The 19,819-nt window shown below is 66.1% G+C and carries 19 protein-coding genes; 10 read left to right on the plus strand and 9 right to left on the minus strand.

All coding sequences use genetic code 11. The features are described from left to right. Window positions 1–84: 84 nt before the first annotated feature. The 9 genes from J7I92_RS13650 to J7I92_RS13685 all read right to left on the minus strand — a co-directional run bounded on the left by J7I92_RS13650 (window position 85) and on the right by J7I92_RS13685 (window position 10,949). On the minus strand, window positions 85–1,326 hold the full coding sequence (locus J7I92_RS13650) for a Wadjet anti-phage system protein JetD domain-containing protein (protein ID WP_214841265.1): 1,242 nt from the start codon (window positions 1,324–1,326) through the stop codon (window positions 85–87). Continuing rightward, the gene (locus J7I92_RS24220) at window positions 1,316–4,723 is read right to left on the minus strand and encodes an ATP-binding protein (RefSeq protein WP_214841267.1); all 3,408 of its coding nucleotides are present in this window, start codon (window positions 4,721–4,723) and stop codon (window positions 1,316–1,318) included. The genes J7I92_RS13650 and J7I92_RS24220 overlap by 11 nt, the downstream gene beginning before the upstream one ends. Continuing rightward, a complete protein-coding gene (locus J7I92_RS13660; protein WP_214841269.1) occupies window positions 4,720–5,394 on the minus strand; it encodes a DUF4194 domain-containing protein in 675 nt (224 codons plus the stop codon). The genes J7I92_RS24220 and J7I92_RS13660 overlap by 4 nt, the downstream gene beginning before the upstream one ends. After that, window positions 5,391–6,833, minus strand: a complete 1,443-nt coding sequence (locus J7I92_RS13665; RefSeq protein WP_214841271.1) for a DUF3375 domain-containing protein — start codon at window positions 6,831–6,833, stop codon at window positions 5,391–5,393. The genes J7I92_RS13660 and J7I92_RS13665 overlap by 4 nt, the downstream gene beginning before the upstream one ends. Window positions 6,834–7,050: 217 nt before the next feature. After that, a complete protein-coding gene (locus J7I92_RS13670; protein WP_311380343.1) occupies window positions 7,051–8,622 on the minus strand; it encodes a glycoside hydrolase family 15 protein in 1,572 nt (523 codons plus the stop codon). A gap of 18 nt (window positions 8,623–8,640) precedes the next feature. Continuing rightward, window positions 8,641–8,916: a trehalase-like domain-containing protein gene (locus tag J7I92_RS23945; RefSeq protein WP_251039879.1), complete on the minus strand. Its 276-nt coding sequence runs from the start codon at window positions 8,914–8,916 to the stop codon at window positions 8,641–8,643. Between the two features lie 33 nt (window positions 8,917–8,949). Beyond that, window positions 8,950–9,240, minus strand: coding sequence for a hypothetical protein (locus J7I92_RS23950; RefSeq protein ID WP_251039880.1), 291 nt, complete (start codon window positions 9,238–9,240; stop codon window positions 8,950–8,952). A gap of 430 nt (window positions 9,241–9,670) precedes the next feature. Beyond that, a complete protein-coding gene (locus tag J7I92_RS13680) occupies window positions 9,671–10,057 on the minus strand; it encodes a TfoX/Sxy family protein (protein ID WP_214841273.1) in 387 nt (128 codons plus the stop codon). A gap of 118 nt (window positions 10,058–10,175) precedes the next feature. Continuing rightward, on the minus strand, window positions 10,176–10,949 hold the full coding sequence (locus J7I92_RS13685) for an alpha/beta fold hydrolase (RefSeq protein WP_214841274.1): 774 nt from the start codon (window positions 10,947–10,949) through the stop codon (window positions 10,176–10,178). A 176-nt stretch (window positions 10,950–11,125) separates the two neighbouring features. Between J7I92_RS13685 and J7I92_RS13690 the strand changes: the two genes are divergently transcribed. The 10 genes from J7I92_RS13690 (at window position 11,126) to J7I92_RS13735 (ending at window position 19,819) form a co-directional block, all read left to right on the plus strand. Next, window positions 11,126–11,608, plus strand: coding sequence for a hypothetical protein (locus J7I92_RS13690; protein ID WP_214841275.1), 483 nt, complete (start codon window positions 11,126–11,128; stop codon window positions 11,606–11,608). Next, window positions 11,605–12,834 carry an Nramp family divalent metal transporter gene (locus J7I92_RS13695; RefSeq protein WP_214841276.1) on the plus strand — a complete coding sequence of 410 codons (1,230 nt, stop codon included), beginning with the start codon at window positions 11,605–11,607 and terminating at the stop codon, window positions 12,832–12,834. The genes J7I92_RS13690 and J7I92_RS13695 overlap by 4 nt, the downstream gene beginning before the upstream one ends. Continuing rightward, window positions 12,831–13,238 (plus strand): hypothetical protein, encoded by a 408-nt coding sequence (locus J7I92_RS13700; protein WP_214841277.1) that lies wholly within the window; start codon window positions 12,831–12,833, stop codon window positions 13,236–13,238. The genes J7I92_RS13695 and J7I92_RS13700 overlap by 4 nt, the downstream gene beginning before the upstream one ends. Then, window positions 13,225–13,572 (plus strand): PRC-barrel domain-containing protein, encoded by a 348-nt coding sequence (locus J7I92_RS13705; protein WP_214841278.1) that lies wholly within the window; start codon window positions 13,225–13,227, stop codon window positions 13,570–13,572. Before J7I92_RS13700 ends, J7I92_RS13705 begins: the two co-directional genes overlap by 14 nt. A gap of 237 nt (window positions 13,573–13,809) precedes the next feature. Then, on the plus strand, window positions 13,810–14,013 hold the full coding sequence (locus J7I92_RS13710; protein WP_190606256.1) for a cold-shock protein: 204 nt from the start codon (window positions 13,810–13,812) through the stop codon (window positions 14,011–14,013). A 198-nt stretch (window positions 14,014–14,211) separates the two neighbouring features. Continuing rightward, window positions 14,212–15,210: a LacI family DNA-binding transcriptional regulator gene (locus J7I92_RS13715; protein ID WP_214841280.1), complete on the plus strand. Its 999-nt coding sequence runs from the start codon at window positions 14,212–14,214 to the stop codon at window positions 15,208–15,210. Window positions 15,211–15,421: 211 nt separating this feature from the next. After that, complete coding sequence (locus J7I92_RS13720; RefSeq protein ID WP_311380351.1) at window positions 15,422–16,801, plus strand: ABC transporter substrate-binding protein; 1,380 nt, start codon at window positions 15,422–15,424, stop codon at window positions 16,799–16,801. A 2-nt stretch (window positions 16,802–16,803) separates the two neighbouring features. Further along, entirely contained in the window at window positions 16,804–17,748 is a 945-nt protein-coding gene (locus J7I92_RS13725) for a carbohydrate ABC transporter permease (RefSeq protein WP_214841282.1), read from the plus strand. Further along, window positions 17,745–18,644, plus strand: coding sequence for a carbohydrate ABC transporter permease (locus J7I92_RS13730; RefSeq protein WP_214841284.1), 900 nt, complete (start codon window positions 17,745–17,747; stop codon window positions 18,642–18,644). The genes J7I92_RS13725 and J7I92_RS13730 overlap by 4 nt, the downstream gene beginning before the upstream one ends. A gap of 71 nt (window positions 18,645–18,715) precedes the next feature. Further along, complete coding sequence (locus J7I92_RS13735) at window positions 18,716–19,819, plus strand: Gfo/Idh/MocA family protein (RefSeq protein ID WP_214841286.1); 1,104 nt, start codon at window positions 18,716–18,718, stop codon at window positions 19,817–19,819.

A 19,819-nucleotide genomic window follows, 5' to 3' on the forward strand; every position in this document is an offset into this window, starting at 1 on the left:
TCTGGCTGGCCCTCGTTTTGGTTGGGATAGCCCGGTTTCGACAGGCCCAGCCGCCGGGTTTTCGCGGGTTCGGCTTCTACCGGGTCAACCAGCGGGATTTAGGCGCTCGAGTGCCCAGTCCCAGTTGATCAGCTCCTGTTCAAGCCGGGCGGTTGGACCATAGCTGTCGTTCACAAGCCCTTCGTACAGCGCAGCCTCCTCGGCCGTGAGCCGGGTCAACACAGCCCTCGAAGGTGACGGCTCCGATCCCCAGGCGTCACGATGAGCGAGCAACGTCGACTCGTCCATCAGCACACTCTCTACGTGCGGGTGAACCGCGCGGAGCTGGTCCAGGATCCGGAAGCCGTGCGTATCGATGTCGCCCCAGTAGAAGATCTTGCAGTCCCGCAGCCAGGCAGCATCCCGCAACGACGAGAAGCCATAGCCGGCCCCGTACAGCGCCAGCGCCCCGGGGCGGTCCGGCAATGCAAGGAAGTTGACCTGGTTCTCGGTGGCGATCACGGTGTCCACCGGCAGCCGGAGGGTACTGAACGCCTCGGCCGTTACGGTGATGTCCCGCGCGCCGCCGAGCACGTCAACGCTCGGATCGAGGATGCGGAAGCGGACAAGCTCGGGTGGGTGCAGGAACCCGTGCCGGCGTGCGAATCTCGCCGCCGGTGTCCGTCCGGCACCCTGCTCCAAAGCGGCATCGCCCTCCGAGAACCCGATCAGGGGTTCCTCGTCGTCCGGATCGGAAACGGCAGCGGACGCCATAGCCGCGAGCAGCTGACCGATGACCTGCCTGTGCCTCTCAATGAACTTCGTGTGCACCCCGGGCAGCCCCAGCTGGCGGACGTAGAACCCCGGCTTCGGGTTGTCCCGCAGCCACAGGGCAGCCCGCGCCGCCGTCAGCGCATCGGGCCCCAGCTCCACAAGCTTCAGCGGATACCGCGCCGCCCACGCCGGAAGTAGCGGATCCAGCTCACCCAGCCCTGCGGCGATCCCGCGAAAAGCCGAAGCCTCCCGTGTCTTTCCCAGAAACGCGATCTCGTCCTCTACCGTGGAAAACACCGCCGCGGCCGGAATGCGGTTGGATCCGACAGTTCGCCGGCCCGTCTCCACCGTTTCCAGCTGGTATTCGCCAGCCCCGGCGGAAAGCTCGGCCGCCCACGCCCGGACCGCAGCGTACTCGCTCAACAGTTCCGCCGCCGTCGGACGCTTCAAGGACCGCCGCCGGGGATAAGCACCGGAGGGTACAAGCAGTTCCCGCAGCAGCGCACCGCTGGTCCACGCCTTCAGCGACTGGGCCCGCAGCCCCGCCAGGGTGGTCCAGGATTCAGCCGGCACGCCGTTCCTTCTCCTCGCGGTACTCCTGAATGGTCATGTTGCGCAGCTGGGAATCGTCGCCGTTGGTGTTCGCCACGAAGCCCACGTGGGACACGAACGGCTCGATCACGTGGATCTTCTGCAGCGGGGTGACGATCAGCAGCTGCAGTTTCATCCGCTGGAACAGCTCCAGCCCGTACCGCGCGGACTCGTCGGAGCCGCGGCCGAATGCCTCGTCGATCACCACGAACCGGAAACTCCGGCCGCTGCCCGCAATCCTGCCGGCGCCCTTGCCGGACCCCAGCCCGAACTGGAACGCCAGCGCTGCGGCCAGGATGGTGTACGCCAGCTTCTCTTTCTGCCCGCCGGACTTGCCGCCCGAATCGGTGAAGTGCTCGTACTCCTCGCCGGTTTCGGTCCACTTCTCCGACGCCGAGAACGTGAACCAGTTCCGCACATCGGTCACCTTGGCGGTCCACTTCCGGTCCAGGTCGCTCAGTCCCTCCCGGCCCCGGAAGCGCTCAATCAGCCGCTCCACCTGCAGGTACTTCTGCTCCGAGTACTGGTCCTCGTCGCCAATGGTCCCCTCCGAGCACGCCCGCAGGTCACTGCCGAACTCGCGCACGTCCTGGTCCGACGTGGCCTGGTGCTCCAGCTGGATGTGCCGGCCCGTGTTGTACGGAATGCCCGCCAGCGACTGGTTGATCTCGCCGATCCGGTCAATGATGTTCTGCCGGCGGCTATCCAGGAACGCATTGAACGCCACGACCTCATGGATGGTGTTCTGGTTCAGCGACTCCTTGAACCGCGCCTCGAACCGGGGAAGGTCATTGCCCACCAGCTGTTCGAACAGCCGGCTATAGTCGGCCGCGGCCTCCAGGGCGGCGTCGAAGTCAGTGGTCTCATTCGGGTATTTGTTGCGGAAATCCGCCATCTGCCGGACGGTATTTTCGGCAGCGCGCGCGATCCGCTTGGCCAGCGCGTCGATGGTGTCCGTCAGCCCGCTCCGCACGGTGCTTTCCACGCTGCCCGTGTTCCGGTAGGTGAGCGCTTTGTCGCCGAGTGCTGCTTCGGCGAGGCGTCCGACGGCGGCCAGCACCACGGCGTCGTCCGTCACCGGCGTCTCGGCCAGGACAGCGCGGCACTCGTCAATCGCCTCGGCGATGTCCTTTACGGCCCCGTCATTAGTCCCTATGTTGCGTTGGTTCTTGTCCGCTCGCGACTGCGTCCGGTCAAGGCGATCGGTAAGTTCTTCTTTTTTGGCCATGAGCTGCTGCAGGACATCGCTGGTGGTCTGCAGCGCCCGCTTCTCCGCCTTCAACTCCTCGATGCTGCGGGCCGTGGCCTGCCAGCCGATCTCGCCGAACTCCTTCACCGAGCCCACCACGCCGAGCTGCCGGTTCTGCCGTCCCAGGCCGCCGAGCGCCTCGTTGGCCCGCGCCAGCTGGCCCGCCACCACCTTCAGCCTGCCCTGCACCTCGTCCTGCTCGGTGCGGAACCGGGCCATCTTGTCGTGGTTGTCCCAGCCCAGCACGTAATTGCGCCGGTCCGCCAGGTCCTTGCGGTCGTCCTTCTCGTGCCGGCCCCGGCCGCCCTTGAGCTGGCCGTTGGCTGTCAGAGCCTTGGGGTAGCGGCGGAAGTCCGTCAGGTTCTCGCAGCAGAAGTAGTCGAACCGGCTGCTGAGCTCGTCCAGCAGGAAATCCCGGAACGGGGTGCCCTGCTTGATGGCGATCTTGGCCGCCAGGGTCCCGGACTCAGCGGTCTTCGGCGCATGCGAGTCCCCGATCCGCAGGTACACCAGCCGGCCCCTGAGGTTGTTGGCGTCCACCCACGCGCTGACCGGGGCGTAGTGCTCCACCGGCACCAGCAGCGAGAGTGCGAAACCCCGCAGTGTCCGTTCAGCGGCGCCCTCCCAGGCGGCCTCGCCGTCGCGGACCTTGAGCAGCTCGCCGGCGTAGGGCAGCTCCGTGTCCGGGATTCCGGTTCCGTCACAGAGCCGACGGCGGATATCCAGTTGGGGGAGCGGGATCAGGTTGCGCCGGGCCTGCAGGCTGGTGAGCTCGGCGGCGATCTCTGCGGCCTTGGTGTTGAGCTCGGACTGCTGGATGGAGAACAGGGTGCGGTCCTCCTGCAGCGCGTCCGAGCGCCGGGCCAGGTCCTGCTCCACCTCCACCAGGCTGGCCCGGTTCGCATCGAACAGCACGCGGTCCTCCGGTGCCTGCAGGCCGAGCTCGGCGGCGGCGGCCGTGTACGCCTCGAAGCGTTGCCGCTGGGCCGCGGACTCCGCCGCGAGCCGCGAGAGGTCGGCGTCGATCGCTGCCAGCCTGCCGCCGCCGTTGGTGCGGATGTCCTCCTCAACCCCGGCGAGGTCCCGGCGCAGCTGCTTGATCTCGCCGTTCAGCCGGGCCGAGTCCTCCTGCAGCCGCACGCCGGTCTGCTTTAGCTCGTCCTGGTGCTCGAGGCTCAGCTGCAGCTTCCGGTCCGTGAACCAAGGGTGCAGCTGGTCGCGCTGCTTCCGGGCGAGGTCGTCGTCCGCGCTCAGCCTGGCGTGCTGGGCGGCGCCCTCCCGGATGGGCGTCAGCAGGGCGATCTGGTCCTTGGCGCGGAGGACGGCGTCGTGGGCTTTCTTCAGGTCGTCGAAGTGGTGGATCAGATTGGTGATCCGGGTGGCGACGTCGTCCTCTTCCAGCATGTTGCCGCGCACGAAAGAGGTGATGTTTTCCACCTGCTTCATTGACACCGTCCGGTGGAACAGTTCCAGGGCCTGGTTCCCGCTGATGCCGAACTGACGCTTGAACGCGGCCGAGTACGGCTCGAAGGAATCATGGACCGAAGCACCTGCTGCGCGGAGCTTCCTCTTCAGCTGCAGCGGGTCCTGGCCGAAGTTGCTGAAGTCCGCCACTATGGACTGGTCCGCCTCCGCCAGTGAGTAGAAGCGGAGGGGCTGCCCGGCCTCCTGAGTGGCCCACAGCGTGATACCCAGGGTGACCGATTTGCCCAGCACAGCGTTATGGAAGACGCCCAGCACGACGGTCAGCTGGCCGGTGCCGCGCAGGGCCACCGGCTTGGAGTACTCGCCGCCGGTGCTCCGCGCGTTCTTGTGGAAGCCCCGCACGTAGGACATCAGGGAGCGTTCCTTCTTCTGCGCCCCTGCGGCCTTGTTGTATTCAATTTTGTGGGCGGGCAGCAGCAACGTGGTGATGGCATCCACTACCGTGGACTTGCCGGAACCGATGTCCCCGGTGAGCAGGCTGTTGGCCCCGTCCAGCCGGAACGTGCGCACCCCCTGGTGGAACGTGCCCCAGTTGAGCAGCTCCAAGCGGTGCAGCCGGAAGCCCGGGGGAGTGCCGCCGTCGGCCGCTGTCTCATCCAGGCTGAACAGGCTCTCCTGTAGGTCCGTGCCCAGGTCCGCCGTCACTTGTCCTCCTCCTCGGGCGCGCTGCCGGCTGCTGCGCTGCCGGTCACCGCGTCGGCGAGCGGCTCGCCGGCGACCGTCGCCCGGTAGTCAGCCAGCCGTGCGTCGAACTCCTCCAGCCACTGCGCATCCACGTACGCCTTGAGGATCCGCGCCACCTCGTACGTGTCGCTCTGCCCCTTGAGCTTGCGGAGGAAGCCGAGCTCCACCACCTTCTTGATGTCCGCGCCCATCCGGTCCTGGACTTTGGCTTGGTTGCTGGATTCAGGCAGGAACACGGAGACCATGTCGGCAATGTCCCGCTCTGTCATGATCAGACGGACCTCGCTGCTATTGATGTCGAACTCCATCATGCGGCGGCGGAGGAGGGCGAGCAGCAGGCTGACGTTGAAGGTCAGGGTGCGGCGGGCGATGAGGCGGGGGAGTGTGCCGTCCGGATCCTCGCGCGACCTCAGGAACGCGTAGCCCTCGGATTCGTCCAGGATCAGATCCAGGCCCAGCACGGCAACGTAGTCGCGCACATGGGAGGTCAGGCCGAGCAGCGACTGCCACACCTTCTCGTCAGTCTCCGAATAGAGCACGCCCTTGAACAGCCGGGTGACGACGGCGGGCAGTTCCTCCGGCGTGCGGCTTTCCGTTTCGAGGGCGGCGGGGTTGGTGGTGGCGGGGTTCATGCCGGCCTTCCGAAGATGATTTGTTCGATGGTGGCTTCGCGGATGCTGCCGTCCGGCAGTTGCCAGGACAGGTGCTGGGACTGATCCGGGTTGATGGTGGCCCAGTCCGACTCCGTGGCGAGCTGGTAGTACGCCACCAGCTCGGCTAACCCCTGGGTGAGCGGATACGCCTCGGTGACCTCCGCGAGGGTGGCCTGCTCGGCTCCGGCCAGGACGGCGTCCACGTTGGCTTTCAGGCGTTCCGTGTCCACATAGAACTGGCTGAACAAGGCGGCGGCGTCTACATCTGCGTCATCGGCCGCTTCGACGGAATCGTCCACCGTCACCTTGCGGCTGGGCTCATACAGCGGCCGTTCAAAGGGCAACACAACGTCCACGGACGGCGCGTCGATCTCCATAAAGGCGCCCGACGGCGGCGCCTCGCGGGTGCCCAGCGCACCGGATTCGATGCTCCGGATCAGCTGCATGATGCGCTTGTTTTCCAGGAACACCTTGTCATCGAGCAGGCGGCGCATCTGCTGGGACAGCTGGCGGACGGTGGCCTGGGTCTGTTCGACAGCGGGCAGCCAGTCCTGGTGGAGGTTGGTCACGGTGTGGAGGTTGCCGCTGTGGGCCAGGGCCTCGATCAGGGTGGCCCGCTGGAGCAGGTCCTGCAGCTCGGTGCGCAGCTGGGGCGACATCAGGTAGTCCCAGAAGCCCTGAAAGGTCCGGCCTTGGAGCGAGCTGCTGATGTCCTGCTGGTTGTCGAAGATGGACTGCAGCAGTTCGCCCTGGGTTCCGTCCCAAGTGGCGATCTGCTCCCGCACCTGCCGGTCGAGTTTGCGGAAGTTCTGCTCGACTTCGCGGAAATCGGAGAGCAGGTCCTTGGCCAGGGCGGTGAGCTGCTGGAAGTGGTCCAACGCTTCGGGGCCGGTCATCACGCGAATGTTGCCGTCGCGAATCCGCTGCATCTCGGCGTCGATCCCGTCCCGCTGGCGCTGCAATTCGGCAAGCCTCACTTCAGGGTCCGTCTCCGACTGCTGGACCAGCTGCTTCAGCACGGCGAAGATGCTGGTCAGCCGGGACTGGGTGGCCACGAAGTCCCGGCCGCGGAGGCTCTCCACCCAGCGGACAACATCTTCGGCCGCTGCGGTCAGGTCGTAGTGGGGCTCGTCCTCGCCCGGCGGATAGTACTTCCGCAGCCACTTGCGTTCGTCGGCGGCCCAGTCATCCAGGTATTCGCCGGCCAGGCGCGGGAACCTGTCCTCGCCCTCGCTGTCCCGGAGGCCGAAGAGGACGTCGTCCAGGACGTCGATGAGCTGCTGGCGGCCCAGGTTGCGCTGGTTGGGCCCGGTGAAGGCGGCCATGAAGAACGTCAGTGCCAGCGGGGCGTTCTGGGCGCGCAACAGAGACCAACCTGCATGGTTTTCACGCAGGGAATTGATGGCGTAGAAATCCATTCCGTTCCCGTGTTTGGTGCGTCACGTCGTTGGGTTTCACTCTACGGGCCACGACGGACATTTTCTTGGGAGGAAGAGTCGTCAGCCGATTAGAGGAGCATGTATGAAGCGGGGTAGTTGAAACTTGGCGGCGCGCCGTACACGGGCACGGGGCTTCCCTCATGCACCGCTCGAGGACGCGGAATCGGCCACAGGACACGCGGACTTGCGTGTCCTCCTACCGATCTTGCGTCCTGACTGGGTGCTCGGCGGGCCGGGTTTCGACAGGTTCAACCAGCGGCTCGTCCTGCGCCGCGTCCCGGATCGCCAGCGCTGCCTGAATCAGTGCGGCGTGGGTCATCGCTTGTGGATAGTTTCCGAGCAGGGCCCCCGTGGCGGGATCGATCTCCTCGCTGAATAGACCAAGTGGGCTGGCGTTCCCCAACAGCGCCTCGAACATTTCCGCGGCCTCCGCGGCCCTTCCCGTCAGGGCGAGGCCCTGGGCCAGCCAGAAGGAGCAGGGCAGGAAGGCCCCCTCATCCCCGGGCAGTCCGTCCTGGCCCGGCGGGTAGCGGTACAGGAAGGGGTAGCCGGCCGACAACTCCGCCCGCACCGCGTCAACCGTGCCCCTCAGCCTTGCAGAAGCAGGCTCCTCGAAGCGCGTTACAGGCATGATCAGCAGGGCCGAGTCGAGATCTGCGGATCCATACGAGCGGGTGTACGTATTCCTGGCAGGGTCGAAGCCCCTGGTCCTGATATCGGCGGAGATCGCGTCTCTCGCCGCTTCCCACCGGCGCCGCCGCCGGGCACTGATGCGATGTGTCCGGGCGATGTGCAAGGCACGGTCCAGCGCCAGCCAGCCCATGATCTTGGAATGCACATGGTGCGCCGCATCAGCCCGGATTTCCCAGATGCCGGCGTCGGGTTCCGGCCAGCGCCGCGCCACAAGGTCGGTGAAACCGCGCATTGCCCGCCACGTCTCCGAATTGAGCCGGTGCCCCTGCCCGACCAAGTTCCACGCAGCGTCCAGCACCCAGCCATAGCCGTCGAGCTGATGCTGGTGCGCGGCCCCGTTGCCCACCCGCACCGGAGCGCTGCCCGCGTAGCCCGGCCAGCCCTTCAGAGTGCGCTCGCGGGGGACGTGTCCTCCGGTCAGGGTGAGCAGGGCCGGCAGCCGGGGCCGCTCCAGCCGGCTGGCATGCAGCAGCCAGTTCAGGAAATTCAGGGCCTCGGCGTCCTTGCCCAGGCCGAGGAAGGCGGCGATGCCGATGCTGGCATCCCGCGGCCAGGCGTACCTATAGTCCCAGTTCCGAATGCCCCCGGGATCCTCCGGCAAGGACGTAGTCGGGGCAGCGACGGGGGCGCCTGACGGGGAGTAGGTCAGCAGCTTCAGCGTCAGCAGGCTCCGCAGGACCGCTTCGCGGAACGGGACATTCCCGCTTATGCCTGAGGACCACTCCCGCCAGCGGGCTTCGTCATCTTCCACCAGGTCCCAGGCGGTTTCGGGGTCAACCCAGATCAGCGGTTCCGTGTAGGCCATGGCGAGCACCATCACAACGGGACGCCCGGGCTCAACGGTGATTGCCGTCGTCGTACCCGGCTCCACCCGCAGCCCGCCGCTGCAGCCGAGCGACACGGCCAGGGCGCCCCATTCGCAGACCAGGTGCAGTCCCTGCCGGACGCGGGGGCGGAGGTGGCGCTCGCCGAAGCGCGGGTCAAATTCGACGGCGGCCCGCACCGGCCCGCCCTCGGCCGCCAGCCGCCGGATGAGGAGAGTCGTGGGCAGCAGGCGGCCCGAGACCTCCGCCACCATTGCTTCGGTGAGCGACTACGTGCCGCGGTCCGCGGCCCAGACGGTCTCGAGCGTCGCAGTGTGGGGCCGGTACCTGCGGGCGAGGGGCTTGGCGGGCACGGCGGGGCCGGTGCGGAAGGTGCCCGCTTCGGGGCCGCCGAGCAGGGCGCCGAAGACGGGATCGCCGTCGAAGGTAGGCGCGCAAAGCCAGTCGACGCCGCCGTCGGCCGAGACCAGCGCGGCCGTGCGTGTGTCTCCCAGCAGCAGCCCGTAGTCCGCAAGGGCGGGGGAGTCCACGTTGACGGCTTCCATTTGGTCGTGCACCTTCTCTCGCGCTGGCTGGCGTCAGGGGACCGTGAGGAGCAACCCGAGCAGGGAGCCATAGACCAGATGGGCTGCCACGGCCACCGCCGGCGTCTGGATCCCGTAGTTCAGGCCCAGCAGGCCGGGAGGTTCAAGGGCTGCCCGGCTGGCCGGACCGGCCCTGGTGCTGGCCATTCTGGGGTGGATGCCGGGCCGCAGCGGCAGAATGACGGTCAGCGCCACGGCGACATGCAGGAGCCCCAGCAGGGCGCCGATCCACCAGGTCGCCCGGCCCAGCAGCGCAAAAACGGCCGCATAACCGAGGGCGAACACCTGCCTGCCGCCAGATGGATGAAGAAGCCGGCGACGCGCGCCTTGTCCGGGTCCGGCGTGACAAGGCTGCCCAGGACCAGCGGCAGGTCGAGCCGGGTCCAGCCGGCCATCTGGAAAGCAATCATCACCGCGGTCAGGGCTGTGGTGGCGAGCAGCCCCAACAGCGCCCAGCCTTGCCAGTCCATCTCAACCGCCGCCGGCCCGCTGCATCGGCACGGTTGCCGCCTGGGATGAGTCCATGACGCTCCTTCTAAAACTAGATTAGTTAATTTTAGAATGCGGGATGAGCGGCAGGCAAGACCAGGTCACGATGGGGAGGTGAGTCCTCGGTCGTTCCGGGACAGCGAATCGGTCACAGGACACGCGTTTATGCGCGTCCTCCTGCCGTTTCTGCGTCCTGGCTGGGACCAGGAGGTCCTTGCGTGGAAGGCTACTTCTTCGCGGCCTTGGGCTTGGCTGCTTTCGGCTCTTTGGGCGGCACCGTGGCGACGTGCTCGAAGGCCTTCTCCACCCAGGCCTTTGCCCGGGTCGCGTCGCCGTCGCCCTCGGCATTCCACACTTCGGGCAGGCCGGTGTAGCCGCCCATGGGACGCTCGGCGGGTCCGAACGGGACGGTGCGCTCGGTGCTTTCGAGCACCTCCCTGTCCTCGTCCGAGAGCTTGACGCCGATCGTGGGGCCGAACAGCCCGGCGAACATGTTTCCGTTGACGAACGCTCCCAGGTTGCCGAACATCGGCTTGACGACCACCTCGGGGTGGTCCGGCATGACGGAGCGGAAGTGTTCCTTGTCGGCGTCGGACGCTTTGGGCATTTCCATGGCGATCATCTCCTGGCGGCAGGTCGGCGGAACCTGTGTGCAGGATATGCCCGTTCGTGCACCCGGTCGAGGTCTTTTGGAGCATCCGGCTCGACGCCGGTGATGGCGATCCTCAGCCCTAGGCCGGCGTGCTGCCTTCCGCGCCTTCCCAGTGCCTCCGCAGCAACTCCGCCAGCCGCTCCGGCTCGATCCGGTGCGGCGGGTCGAAGTGATGGCGCTCGGGGAACACCTCCAGGTGGAAGTCCGGGAAGAAGACCCTTGCCAGCCGGTGCGCAATCTCGCCGTAGTCATCCGGGTTGCTCAGGCCGCCAAGGGCGAAAAACACCGGCTCGCGAAAGGCCGCCAGACGGGCCCTGTCCAAGTCGTAGCTTTTGAAGGTCCGCAGGAACGCCCTGATACCGGCGGGCCGTTTGGCCATCCACGGCGGCGGGGGACCCGGCGGTGGTGGTGGAAGGACGACGTCGGGCTTAACTGCAAGCCTCATGAAGGCAGGCAGGAACTGCTCCGGAGTAAGTGTCTCCAGCTGCTCGTACTTCTTCCAGAGCTCGGCATGCGCGGGGCTCCAGTCCCAGCTTCCAGCCCAGGCAGGTTCGAGCAGGGCCAGGCTCAACAGGCGCTCGGGATGTTTGGCGGCAAACGCGAGTGCCGCAGCGCCGCCGCCCGAATATCCGGTGAGATGAAACGTCTCCCACCCACGGGCATCGGCCTCCCGCAGGACGCCTTCGATTTCGGCGTCCAGGCTCCAGCCGGGCGGAGGCTCGTCGTCAGCATACAGCTCCAGATCCTTGGCGAAGGCGTGGACGTCCGGGCCCAGGGCCTCGATAAGCGCGTCGTAGGCAGGTTGGGCAGGGAGCACGCTCCCGGGAAGCAGGATGGCCCGAATCGGTGGCATGGCAGAACCATACGCCGGGCCGGCAGGGCCTGCTACTGCCAGGCCGGATATCACCACCGGATCCGTACAAATTCTGGCCGCGGAGTGCTATACCTGCACTAAGGCAACTAAATTTGGGGTCGTCAACAGTACGGCAACTCGGATGAACCGGGCCTGCCCGGAGGCTGGAGGCGCCGGTGCCGACGAAGCCAGCCACACCACGGACCCGCCACCGGGGCGCCACCCGAAAAGCCCTCATCTCCTGCTGCTTCGGGGCGCTCAGCTTACTTACGGCCTGCGGCGCCGGCGGGATCAGTGACACCGTCTCCACCGCCGCGGAAGACACGGCCTCAGCCATTGCCACCGCCCGGATCGCCACCCGCTTGGAGATGGACGGCCAGCTGACGCGGGCCGCCACCTCCACCGCGCTGGACGACGCCCTCAAGGAAGTGCAGACCAGCCGCGACACCGTTCTGCGGCTCGCGCCCAGCACTGCCGAGGACCGGCAGCTTCGGGAGGAAGCGCTGAAAGTCCTGGATACGTCAACCGCCGGCCTCACCACAGCCCGGGACGCAGTGTCCAGCGACGACGGCGGTCCGTCCCTGTCGGACGGGGACCGCGCGCTCGCCGCAGCCGAGGAAGCCCTGAACGGGCTGAAAACGAAAGCCGGCGGGAAATGAAGCGCATCCTGGGCGTGGCCCTCGGCATCCTGACCGCCATCGGCGGGTTCGTGGACATCGGCGACCTCGTGACCAACGCCGTCGTCGGATCCCGCTTCGGGCTGTCCCTGATCTGGGTGGTGGGCGTCGGCGTCGCCGGCATCTGCATCTTTGCCAACATGTCCGGGCGGGTGGCAGCCGCCTCCGGCCGGGCAACGTTCGAGGTGATCCGTGAACGGCTGGGGCCCCGGGCCGGCCTGGCGAACCTGTCCGCGTCCTTCTTCATCAACCTCATGACGGTGACCGCGGAACTCGGCGGGATCGCCCTCGCCCTGCAGCTGGCCACCAGCGTCCACTACCTCCTCTTGATTCCGGTGGCCGTGGTGGCCGTGTGGCTGGTCATCTGGCGGGTCAAATTCTCCATCATGGAAAACGTCACCGGGCTCCTGGGACTGGCCCTGATCGTTTTCGTCGTGGCGCTGTTCCTGCTCAAACCTGACTGGGGCTCCCTGGCCGGGCAGGCCCTGGCACCGGCTGTCCCGGACGAGGAAACCGGCGCCGCTTACTGGTACTTCGCCATTGCCCTGTTCGGCGCCGCCATGACGCCGTACGAGGTGTTCTTCTTCTCCTCCGGCGCGGTGGAGGAAGGCTGGACCATCAAGGACCTGATCCAGTCCCGGATCAACGTGCTGGTCGGCTTCCCGCTCGGCGGGCTGCTATCCGTGGCGATCGCCGCCTGCGCCGCCGTCGTGCTCCTGCCGGCTGGCATTGCCGTCACCTCCATCTCCCAGGTGATCCTCCCGGTGGCGGAGGGCGCCGGAAAGCTCGGGCTGGCGTTTGTCCTGGTTGGCCTAGTGGCTGCCACGTTCGGAGCAGCCCTGGAGACGACGCTGTCCAGCGGCTACACCCTGGCACAGTTCTTCGGCTGGTCGTGGGGCAAATTCCGGCGCCCCGCGCAGGCCGCCCGGTTCCACCTGTCCATGATCATCTGCCTGCTGATCGGCGTGGCCGTCCTGTCCACCGGCGTGGACCCCGTGCTCATCACCGAATACTCGGTGGTGTTCTCCGCCGTCGCGCTGCCGCTAACGTACCTGCCCATACTCATCGTGGCGAACGACCCGCAATACATGGGCGGGCACGTCAACGGCAGGGGAGTGAATGTGCTGGCCATGATCTACCTCGTGGTGATCCTCGCTGCCTCGCTGGCGGCCATACCGCTCATGATTGTGACAGGAGCCGGCTCATGAAGACGCCCCGCCCGCTGGTCCCGGTTCCGCCTGTTGCCGGACGGACCCTGGACGCGCAGCTGCACCTGCTGGACCGCCAGGTGCTGGACAACGACGGCGTCCCCGTCACCACAGTGGACGACCTCGAACTCAGCCCTCCCGGTTCCGGCCCCGAGATTCCCGAGGGAACGCCGGCGCCTGTCATCACCGCACTGCTGACCGGCCCCATCCTGGGGACGCGCATCTTCGGCGGCAGGCCGCCGTCGTCCCGGCTGATCCGCATCCCCTGGAAGGACGTTGCCGACGTCGGCGTGGTGGTCCGGCTCGGCGTCAGCGGGCAGAACCTCGATGCCGACTGGGTGGAGCGCTGGATCCGCGACAAGATTATCGCGCGGATTCCGGGAGGCAGCCGTGATCCTCGGTGACCTCCTGGGGACCCCCGTGTTCGACGACGACGGGGTGAGGCTTGGGCGCGTGGCCGACGCCCGGTTCGTGGTGGACGGCGTACCGCCCCAGCTGATGGCCGACGCGCGCCTTCTGGGACTGGTGGTCAGCCCGCACAGCTGGTCGTCCTTCCTTGGCTACGAGCGGAACAGCCTAACCCAGCCGTGGCCGTTGCCGGCGCTGCTGCGGTGGCGGCACAGCGGGTCCTTCCTGGTGATGTGGGCGGACATCGCGATGATCGGCGACGGGTCGGTCCGGCTGCGGCGCGGGTACACCGCCTACAGCCCCGCGTTGGACGGCGATGGGCAGGAGTGATCGGGCTGATTCGCACGTGGCTGGGGCGGCCGGTTCGGGGTGCTGGTTCGGGGCGTGGCTCGGGGCGCTCGAAAACTCCTGTAGAGTAGTTTCTGTTGTTGTGTTTATGCAGTTGGTAGTTCAGGCAGTACGCGCGGTCGAAAGTCCGCGTTCTTCTGAAGTAGCGGTTTTGAACACCCCACACCGGAGGACCCGAAAGTCGGGACTTTTCCTCCACCTTCACGAAGGACAAAAATAATGGCTACTGGTACCGTCAAATGGTTTAACGCTGAAAAGGGCTTCGGCTTCATTTCCCCGGACGACTCCTCGCAGGACGTCTTCGCGCACTACTCCGCGATCAACTCCGGCGGCTTCCGCTCCCTCGAAGAGAACCAGAAGGTTTCCTTCGAAACCGAGCAGGGCCCCAAGGGTCCCCAGGCCGTCAACATCCAGGCTCTCTAATTTCCTAGAGAACCTGGGGCCTCAGGGTTTCATATTTCAAGCAGGGCCCGCCATCGGCGGGCCCTGCTTTTGTTAACCCTGTTGTGCTACTGGCGGCGCGGGCCGTCACCGTACGGCTATGCTGAGGAGCGCCTGTAAGGCACGGCAGTGGCGTGGCGGCGAGGACCACCGTTACTGCTCGCGGAAGGACAAAATCGAATGGCGCGAGCGACAGTGCAGGACGTCGCCAGGACAGCGGGAGTGTCCGTCGGGACGGTGTCCCGCGTCTTAAACGGAAGTCCGGCTGTCAGTGAGTCGAGCAAGGAAAAGGTCACTGCGGCAATCCGTCAGCTCAGTTACCGGCCGCTTGCCTCTGCCCGCGACCTTCGCCGGGACCGGACAATGCGTGTTTTGGCCCTCGCCAAGAATTTGGACTCACTGGTGATCAGTGAAGTCTTCCGCGGTGTGGGGGACGCTGCGGCTGACTCGGGCTATGTCAGCCTCATCGCGGCGACGTCCGGGGACCTCGAGCGGGAACAGCAACTGGTGGACATGCTGCGGAATGGCTCCGTGGACGGATTGATCCTGTTTTCGCCGACGATGGCGGATGAGGATGTCGAGGCCGTGGCCGAACACCTGAGCGTCGTTCAGGTCTGCGAGATCGTCGACGCCGAGGCCGCCTTCGGCGTTTCCATCGACGACCGCCAGGCCGCTTACGACATCACGCGCCATCTGGTTGAAACCGGCGGCCGCAGGCTGGCCATGATCGGGAACAAAAATGCCCGCTCAGGACGGCTCCGCGAGGAAGGCTTTCGGCAGGCCGTCACCGAAGCGGGCTTGTCTCCGGACCGGATGCTGTTCGGTGAGGGCAGTTTCGGCTTCCACGCCGGGCGCAGCCTGGCCCGGAAACTGCTGGAGGCGGAGCATCTTCCGGACGCAGTGTTTTGCGGCACCGACATCGTGGCAGCCGGGTGCGTGCGCGAACTCACCGATGCTGGTTTGCGGGTGCCTGACGACATCGCGGTGGCAGGTTTTGATGACTCGGCCCAGGCGGAAATGTGCGTCCCGGAGCTGACCACTGTCCGGCAGCCGGCCTACGAGATGGGCCGCGTGGCATTTACCGAACTCCTGACACGGATGACAGTGCCCGGCGCACATCGCCGCGGCCGCACTTTCCTCCCTCATGAACTCGTGGTACGGGACTCGACCAAGGGCTAAGAAAAAGGGTTGACAGCCCCGCGTGGTCCCTGTCACACTATTTTGGAATCGATTCCATGAACTCGCAGCAGACATCTATCCCGTTTTTGGAATCGATTCCAAATAGCAAGGAAGCATCCGGCAAAGAAGCCATGTTCAGGGTGCGTGGCAGACCCCGTCGCTGCCGCCTCACTGAGCTTCCACTGCCCACAGACCCCTAAAGGAGCCACTCGTGGACTTGATTCGACCTGCTTCTCCGCTCCAGGAGGACAACGCACCATCCAAAGCCGCCGCGCAAAGGACCGCGCTGTCCGGAGGTGCCGCGCTGTCCGGACGTGCCGCGCGGCGCCGGCGCGCCATCGCCGTTGCTGCGGTCATGGCAGCGGGCCTGGTGATGAGCGGATGCGGTGGCGGTGCGGCCACCCAAGGCGCGGAAAAGGCGGCAGCTGCCGATCCGGCGTCGGGGGATGCTGCCACCGGCAGCATAAACGTCTGCGGCGGCAAGGACGCCTCCGGTATTTACAAAGGCACAGCAGAGGCCTTCACTAAGGAGAACGGCAAGGTCACGGCCAAGTACACCGAGATCGGAGCTACCACCGATGAAGCCCGCACGCAGGCTGTGCAGCGACTCGAGGGCAAGTCCACTGAATGCGATATCTTCGTCACGGACGTCATTTGGACCTCCGAGTTCGCCTCGCAGGGGTGGCTGCTGGACCAGACCAAACTCGTTGAGGCCAACAGGGACCGCCTCATCCCGTCCACGGTGGAAACCACCGAATACGACGACAAGTACTGGGCTTCTCCGTTCTTCACCAACGCGGGACTCGTCTATTACCAGAAGGACAAGGTTGCCAAGCCTGAGACCTGGCAGCAGCTCTATGCGGAAGCAGCCAAGGCCCCCGGCAACGGGTACGTCTACCAAGGCAAGCAATACGAGGGCCTGACGGTGAACTTCCTTGAAATGCTGTACAGCGCCGGGGGTGAAGTGCTCAATGACAAGGGCGAGGTCACAATTGACTCCCCGCAGACCCGTGAGGTCCTCGACTTCATGAGCAACGGCCTCAGGGACGGCTCGGCGGACCGTGCCGTTTTGACGTACAACGAGGACCCGGCCCGGTTGGCCTATGAGTCCGGCAACTTTGGCTACCAGCGCAACTGGCCGCATGTGTACCGCCTGCTCAACGCCACGCCGCTGGCGGGCAGTTTCGGCGTAGCGCCGCTGCCGGCCTGGGAAGGCGGCAAGGCCTCCGGCGTGCTGGGTGGCTGGAACCTGGCGATCTCGGCCCACTCCACGAACCAGGCCGGGGCGGTGGCGTTCATTGACTTCGCCACCACTCCGGAATGGCAGAAGCACGTGGCCATGGACTACTCGCAGGCCCCGGTCAATGAGGCCGCCTACTCCGACGCGGCGGTTCTGCAGAAGATGCCGTTCGCCAAGGAACTGCTCGCCTCGGTGAAAGGTGCCAAGCCCCGCCCGATTTCCCCGGTCTACCCGCAGATCTCCCAGGCGATCTACAAGAACGTCTACGCCGTCCTCTCCGGCACTGCCTCCACTGAGGACGCCGTGAAGAAGATGGCCGAGGAAATCACCGCAGCCAAGGCGAGCTTCTGATCATGGCAACCAAGACACTTGCCCCCCGCCGCGGCCCGGTCCGCGGCGGGAACGGCCGCGACCAGGCGGAGCGGCGGCTCGCGGTCCGCATGACCGCTCCGTCCCTGGTTCTCATGGCTTTGGTGGCGGCGGTTCCCATCGGCTATGCGGCCTGGCTGTCGCTGAACCAGTACAGCGTCCGCACTGCAGGTCTCTCCCGCTTCGTCGGCTTGGAGAACTACGTCACGGCCCTGAGCAGCCCTGAATGGTGGGCGTCCTTCGGCCAGACCTTCCTATTCGCGGGGCTCTCGGTCTCCCTGGAGCTGGTGCTCGGCACCGCCATGGCGTTGCTGCTCAACCTAGCGTTCAGGGGCCGCGCACTCCTGCGCACCGTGGTTCTGCTGCCGTACGCCATCGTCACCGTCGTCAGTGCCATCACCTGGCAAACCATGTTCCAGCCCAACATGGGCCTGGTTACCAACGTCCTCTCAGCCCTAGGGCTGCCGGGCGGCGACGTCGTCTGGCTTGGAGAGCATGGATACGCGATGACAGTGATCGTCCTGGCCGACGTCTGGAAGACGACGCCGTTCGCGGCCCTCATCATCCTCGCCGGCCTGCAGGTCATCTCCGCGGAGACCTACGAGGCAGCAGAGCTCGACGGCGCCAGCAAGTGGCAGGCTTTTGTGCACATCACCCTGCCCCTGCTGCGCCCTGCGATCGTCCTCGCGGCGATCTTCCGCACCATGGATGCCTTGCGTGTCTTCGACTTGCCGTTCGTGCTCACCCGGGGCGCCAACGGTACGGAGTCCATGTCGATGCTGGCCTACACCCAGCTGCGCGAAAACCGGCTGGTGGGCGAAGGTTCGGCGCTGTCGCTCCTGACCTTCCTGACCGTCATGGTGGTCTCCGTTGTCTACATCCGCTTCGCCGGCGGCAATATCCGCGAAGTCGCCAAGGAGGAACAATGAGCACGCTGACTGCAGAGCGCACGACGGCGGCACCCGCCGACCGCCCCCGGGCACCGAAGCGCCGGCTCCGCGGCGAAGCGAAACTCCACCCGCTCGTATGGGTGTTCGTGCTTGCCGTCATGGGCTTCTCGCTCATACCGTTCTACTGGCTGGTCAACACCTCGCTCAAGAAGGGAGCGAGCCTGTCCCAGGGGGAACTCTTCCCGAGCCAGCCCACCTTCGAGAACTATTTGGTGGTCTTCCAGAACGCCGAGTTCCTCCTGGCCTTGCGCAATTCGGTGATCATCGCCGTCGTCACCACCACGGTGGCGCTGGTATTTGCCTCCTTCGCCGCCTATGCCCTGGCCCGGCTCAAGATGCGCCGCAAGGCGATGATCCTGACGCTGATCCTCTCGGTCACCACGTTCCCGGCCATCGCCATCGCTGCCCCCCTGTTCTCGATCTGGCGCGAAATCGGCCTGTACGACATGCTCCTGGGCCTCATTATCCCGAAGCTGACTTTCGCATTGCCGCTGGCGATCTACACGCTGACTTCCTTCTTCAAGGAGATTCCGCGTGAGCTCGAGGAATCCGCGTACATGGACGGCGCCACGCCGTTCACCACCTTCCGCAAGGTCATCCTGCCGCTGGCGGTCCCGGGGCTCGCCACCACCGCGATCCTGGTGTTCATCTCGGTGTGGAACGAATTCCTCCTTGCCGTCACCCTGACCACCTCGCCGGAGGCCCGCCCGGTCCCGGTCGCGATTGCGTTCTTCAGCGGAACCAGCGAATTCGACCAGCCATTGGGCACCATCAGTGCCGCGTCGGTGATCATCACCGTCCCGCTCGTCATCCTCGTGCTCGTATGCCAGAAGCGCATCGTGTCCGGGATGACGGCCGGCGCCGTCAAAGGCTAAGCCGCCCGCCACCACGGCATCCACACCCACCCACGCACTCCAACGACAATCACAGAAAGAACAGGAACAACGTGACCATTCAGCAGCAGGCCCCGTCCGCAACCCTCAAGGTGGGGGTGGTGGGCATCGGCTGGGCCGGCCAGCAGCACCTCAAGGCCTACAGCAACATCGAGGGCGTCGAAATTGTCGCCGTCGCCGGCATGGAAGAACACCTCCTTGCCCAGATGACGGCGGAATACGGTATTCCGCACGCCTTCGCCCGCTGGGAAGACCTGATTCAACTTGAAGGACTCGACGCCGTCAGCGTGGCAGTCCCCACGTTCCTGCACGCCCCGATTTCCATTGCAGCCCTGGAACGCGGACTGCACGTGCTGAGTGAAAAGCCACTGGCCCGCAACGGCAAGGAGGGCAAGGAAATGGTGGATGCTGCCCGCAAGGCCGGCCGGGTCCTGGACGTCGCCTTCAACCACCGCCGCCGCGGTGACATCCAGGCCCTCAAGCAAGTCATCGATGACGGCACTCTGGGCCGGCCGTATTACGCAAAGGCGTCCTGGCTCCGCCGCCAGGGCATCCCGATGCTCGGCAGCTGGTTCACCAACCCCGAACTCGCCGGCGGTGGTCCGCTGGCAGATATAGGCGTCCACGTCCTGGACTATGCTCTGCACCTCCTGGGCGAACCGAAGGTCCTGGCGGTCTCGGCGTCGACGCATTCCGAGCTCGGCCCGCGCGGCCTTGGCGGCAACGCCCGCTACACCGCGACGAGCTCCAGCCACAAGTTCGAGGTGGAAGACTTCGCGTCCGCGTTCATCCGTCTGGAGGGCGGCGGGACCCTCATCCTGGAAGCCGGGTGGGCCAGCTACCGTGACGCGCGTGACCTGATCGACTTCACCGTCTACGGCACCGACGGCGGAGCGGAACTGCGCGCTGTCGGCGCTTCCGAGAACCCGGTGGCGGAGGTGCGCATCTTCGCAGATAAGGACGGCAAGAACGCCGACTTCGAGGTGGTGGCCGAACCCGGCCGTGCCCACCAGGCCGTCGTCGACGACTTCATCGCCGCTGTGCGCGGCGGCGAGACTGTCTGGGGAATCCACGACGGATCCCTAGCCTTGACCCGGGCCCTGGTGCTCGATGCCTGCTACAAGTCCGCCCTCGAACAGCGTGAAGTGGTGCTCTGA

This window comes from Arthrobacter sp. ISL-72 (assembly GCF_018613755.1).
Lineage (GTDB): Bacteria > Actinomycetota > Actinomycetes > Actinomycetales > Micrococcaceae > Arthrobacter.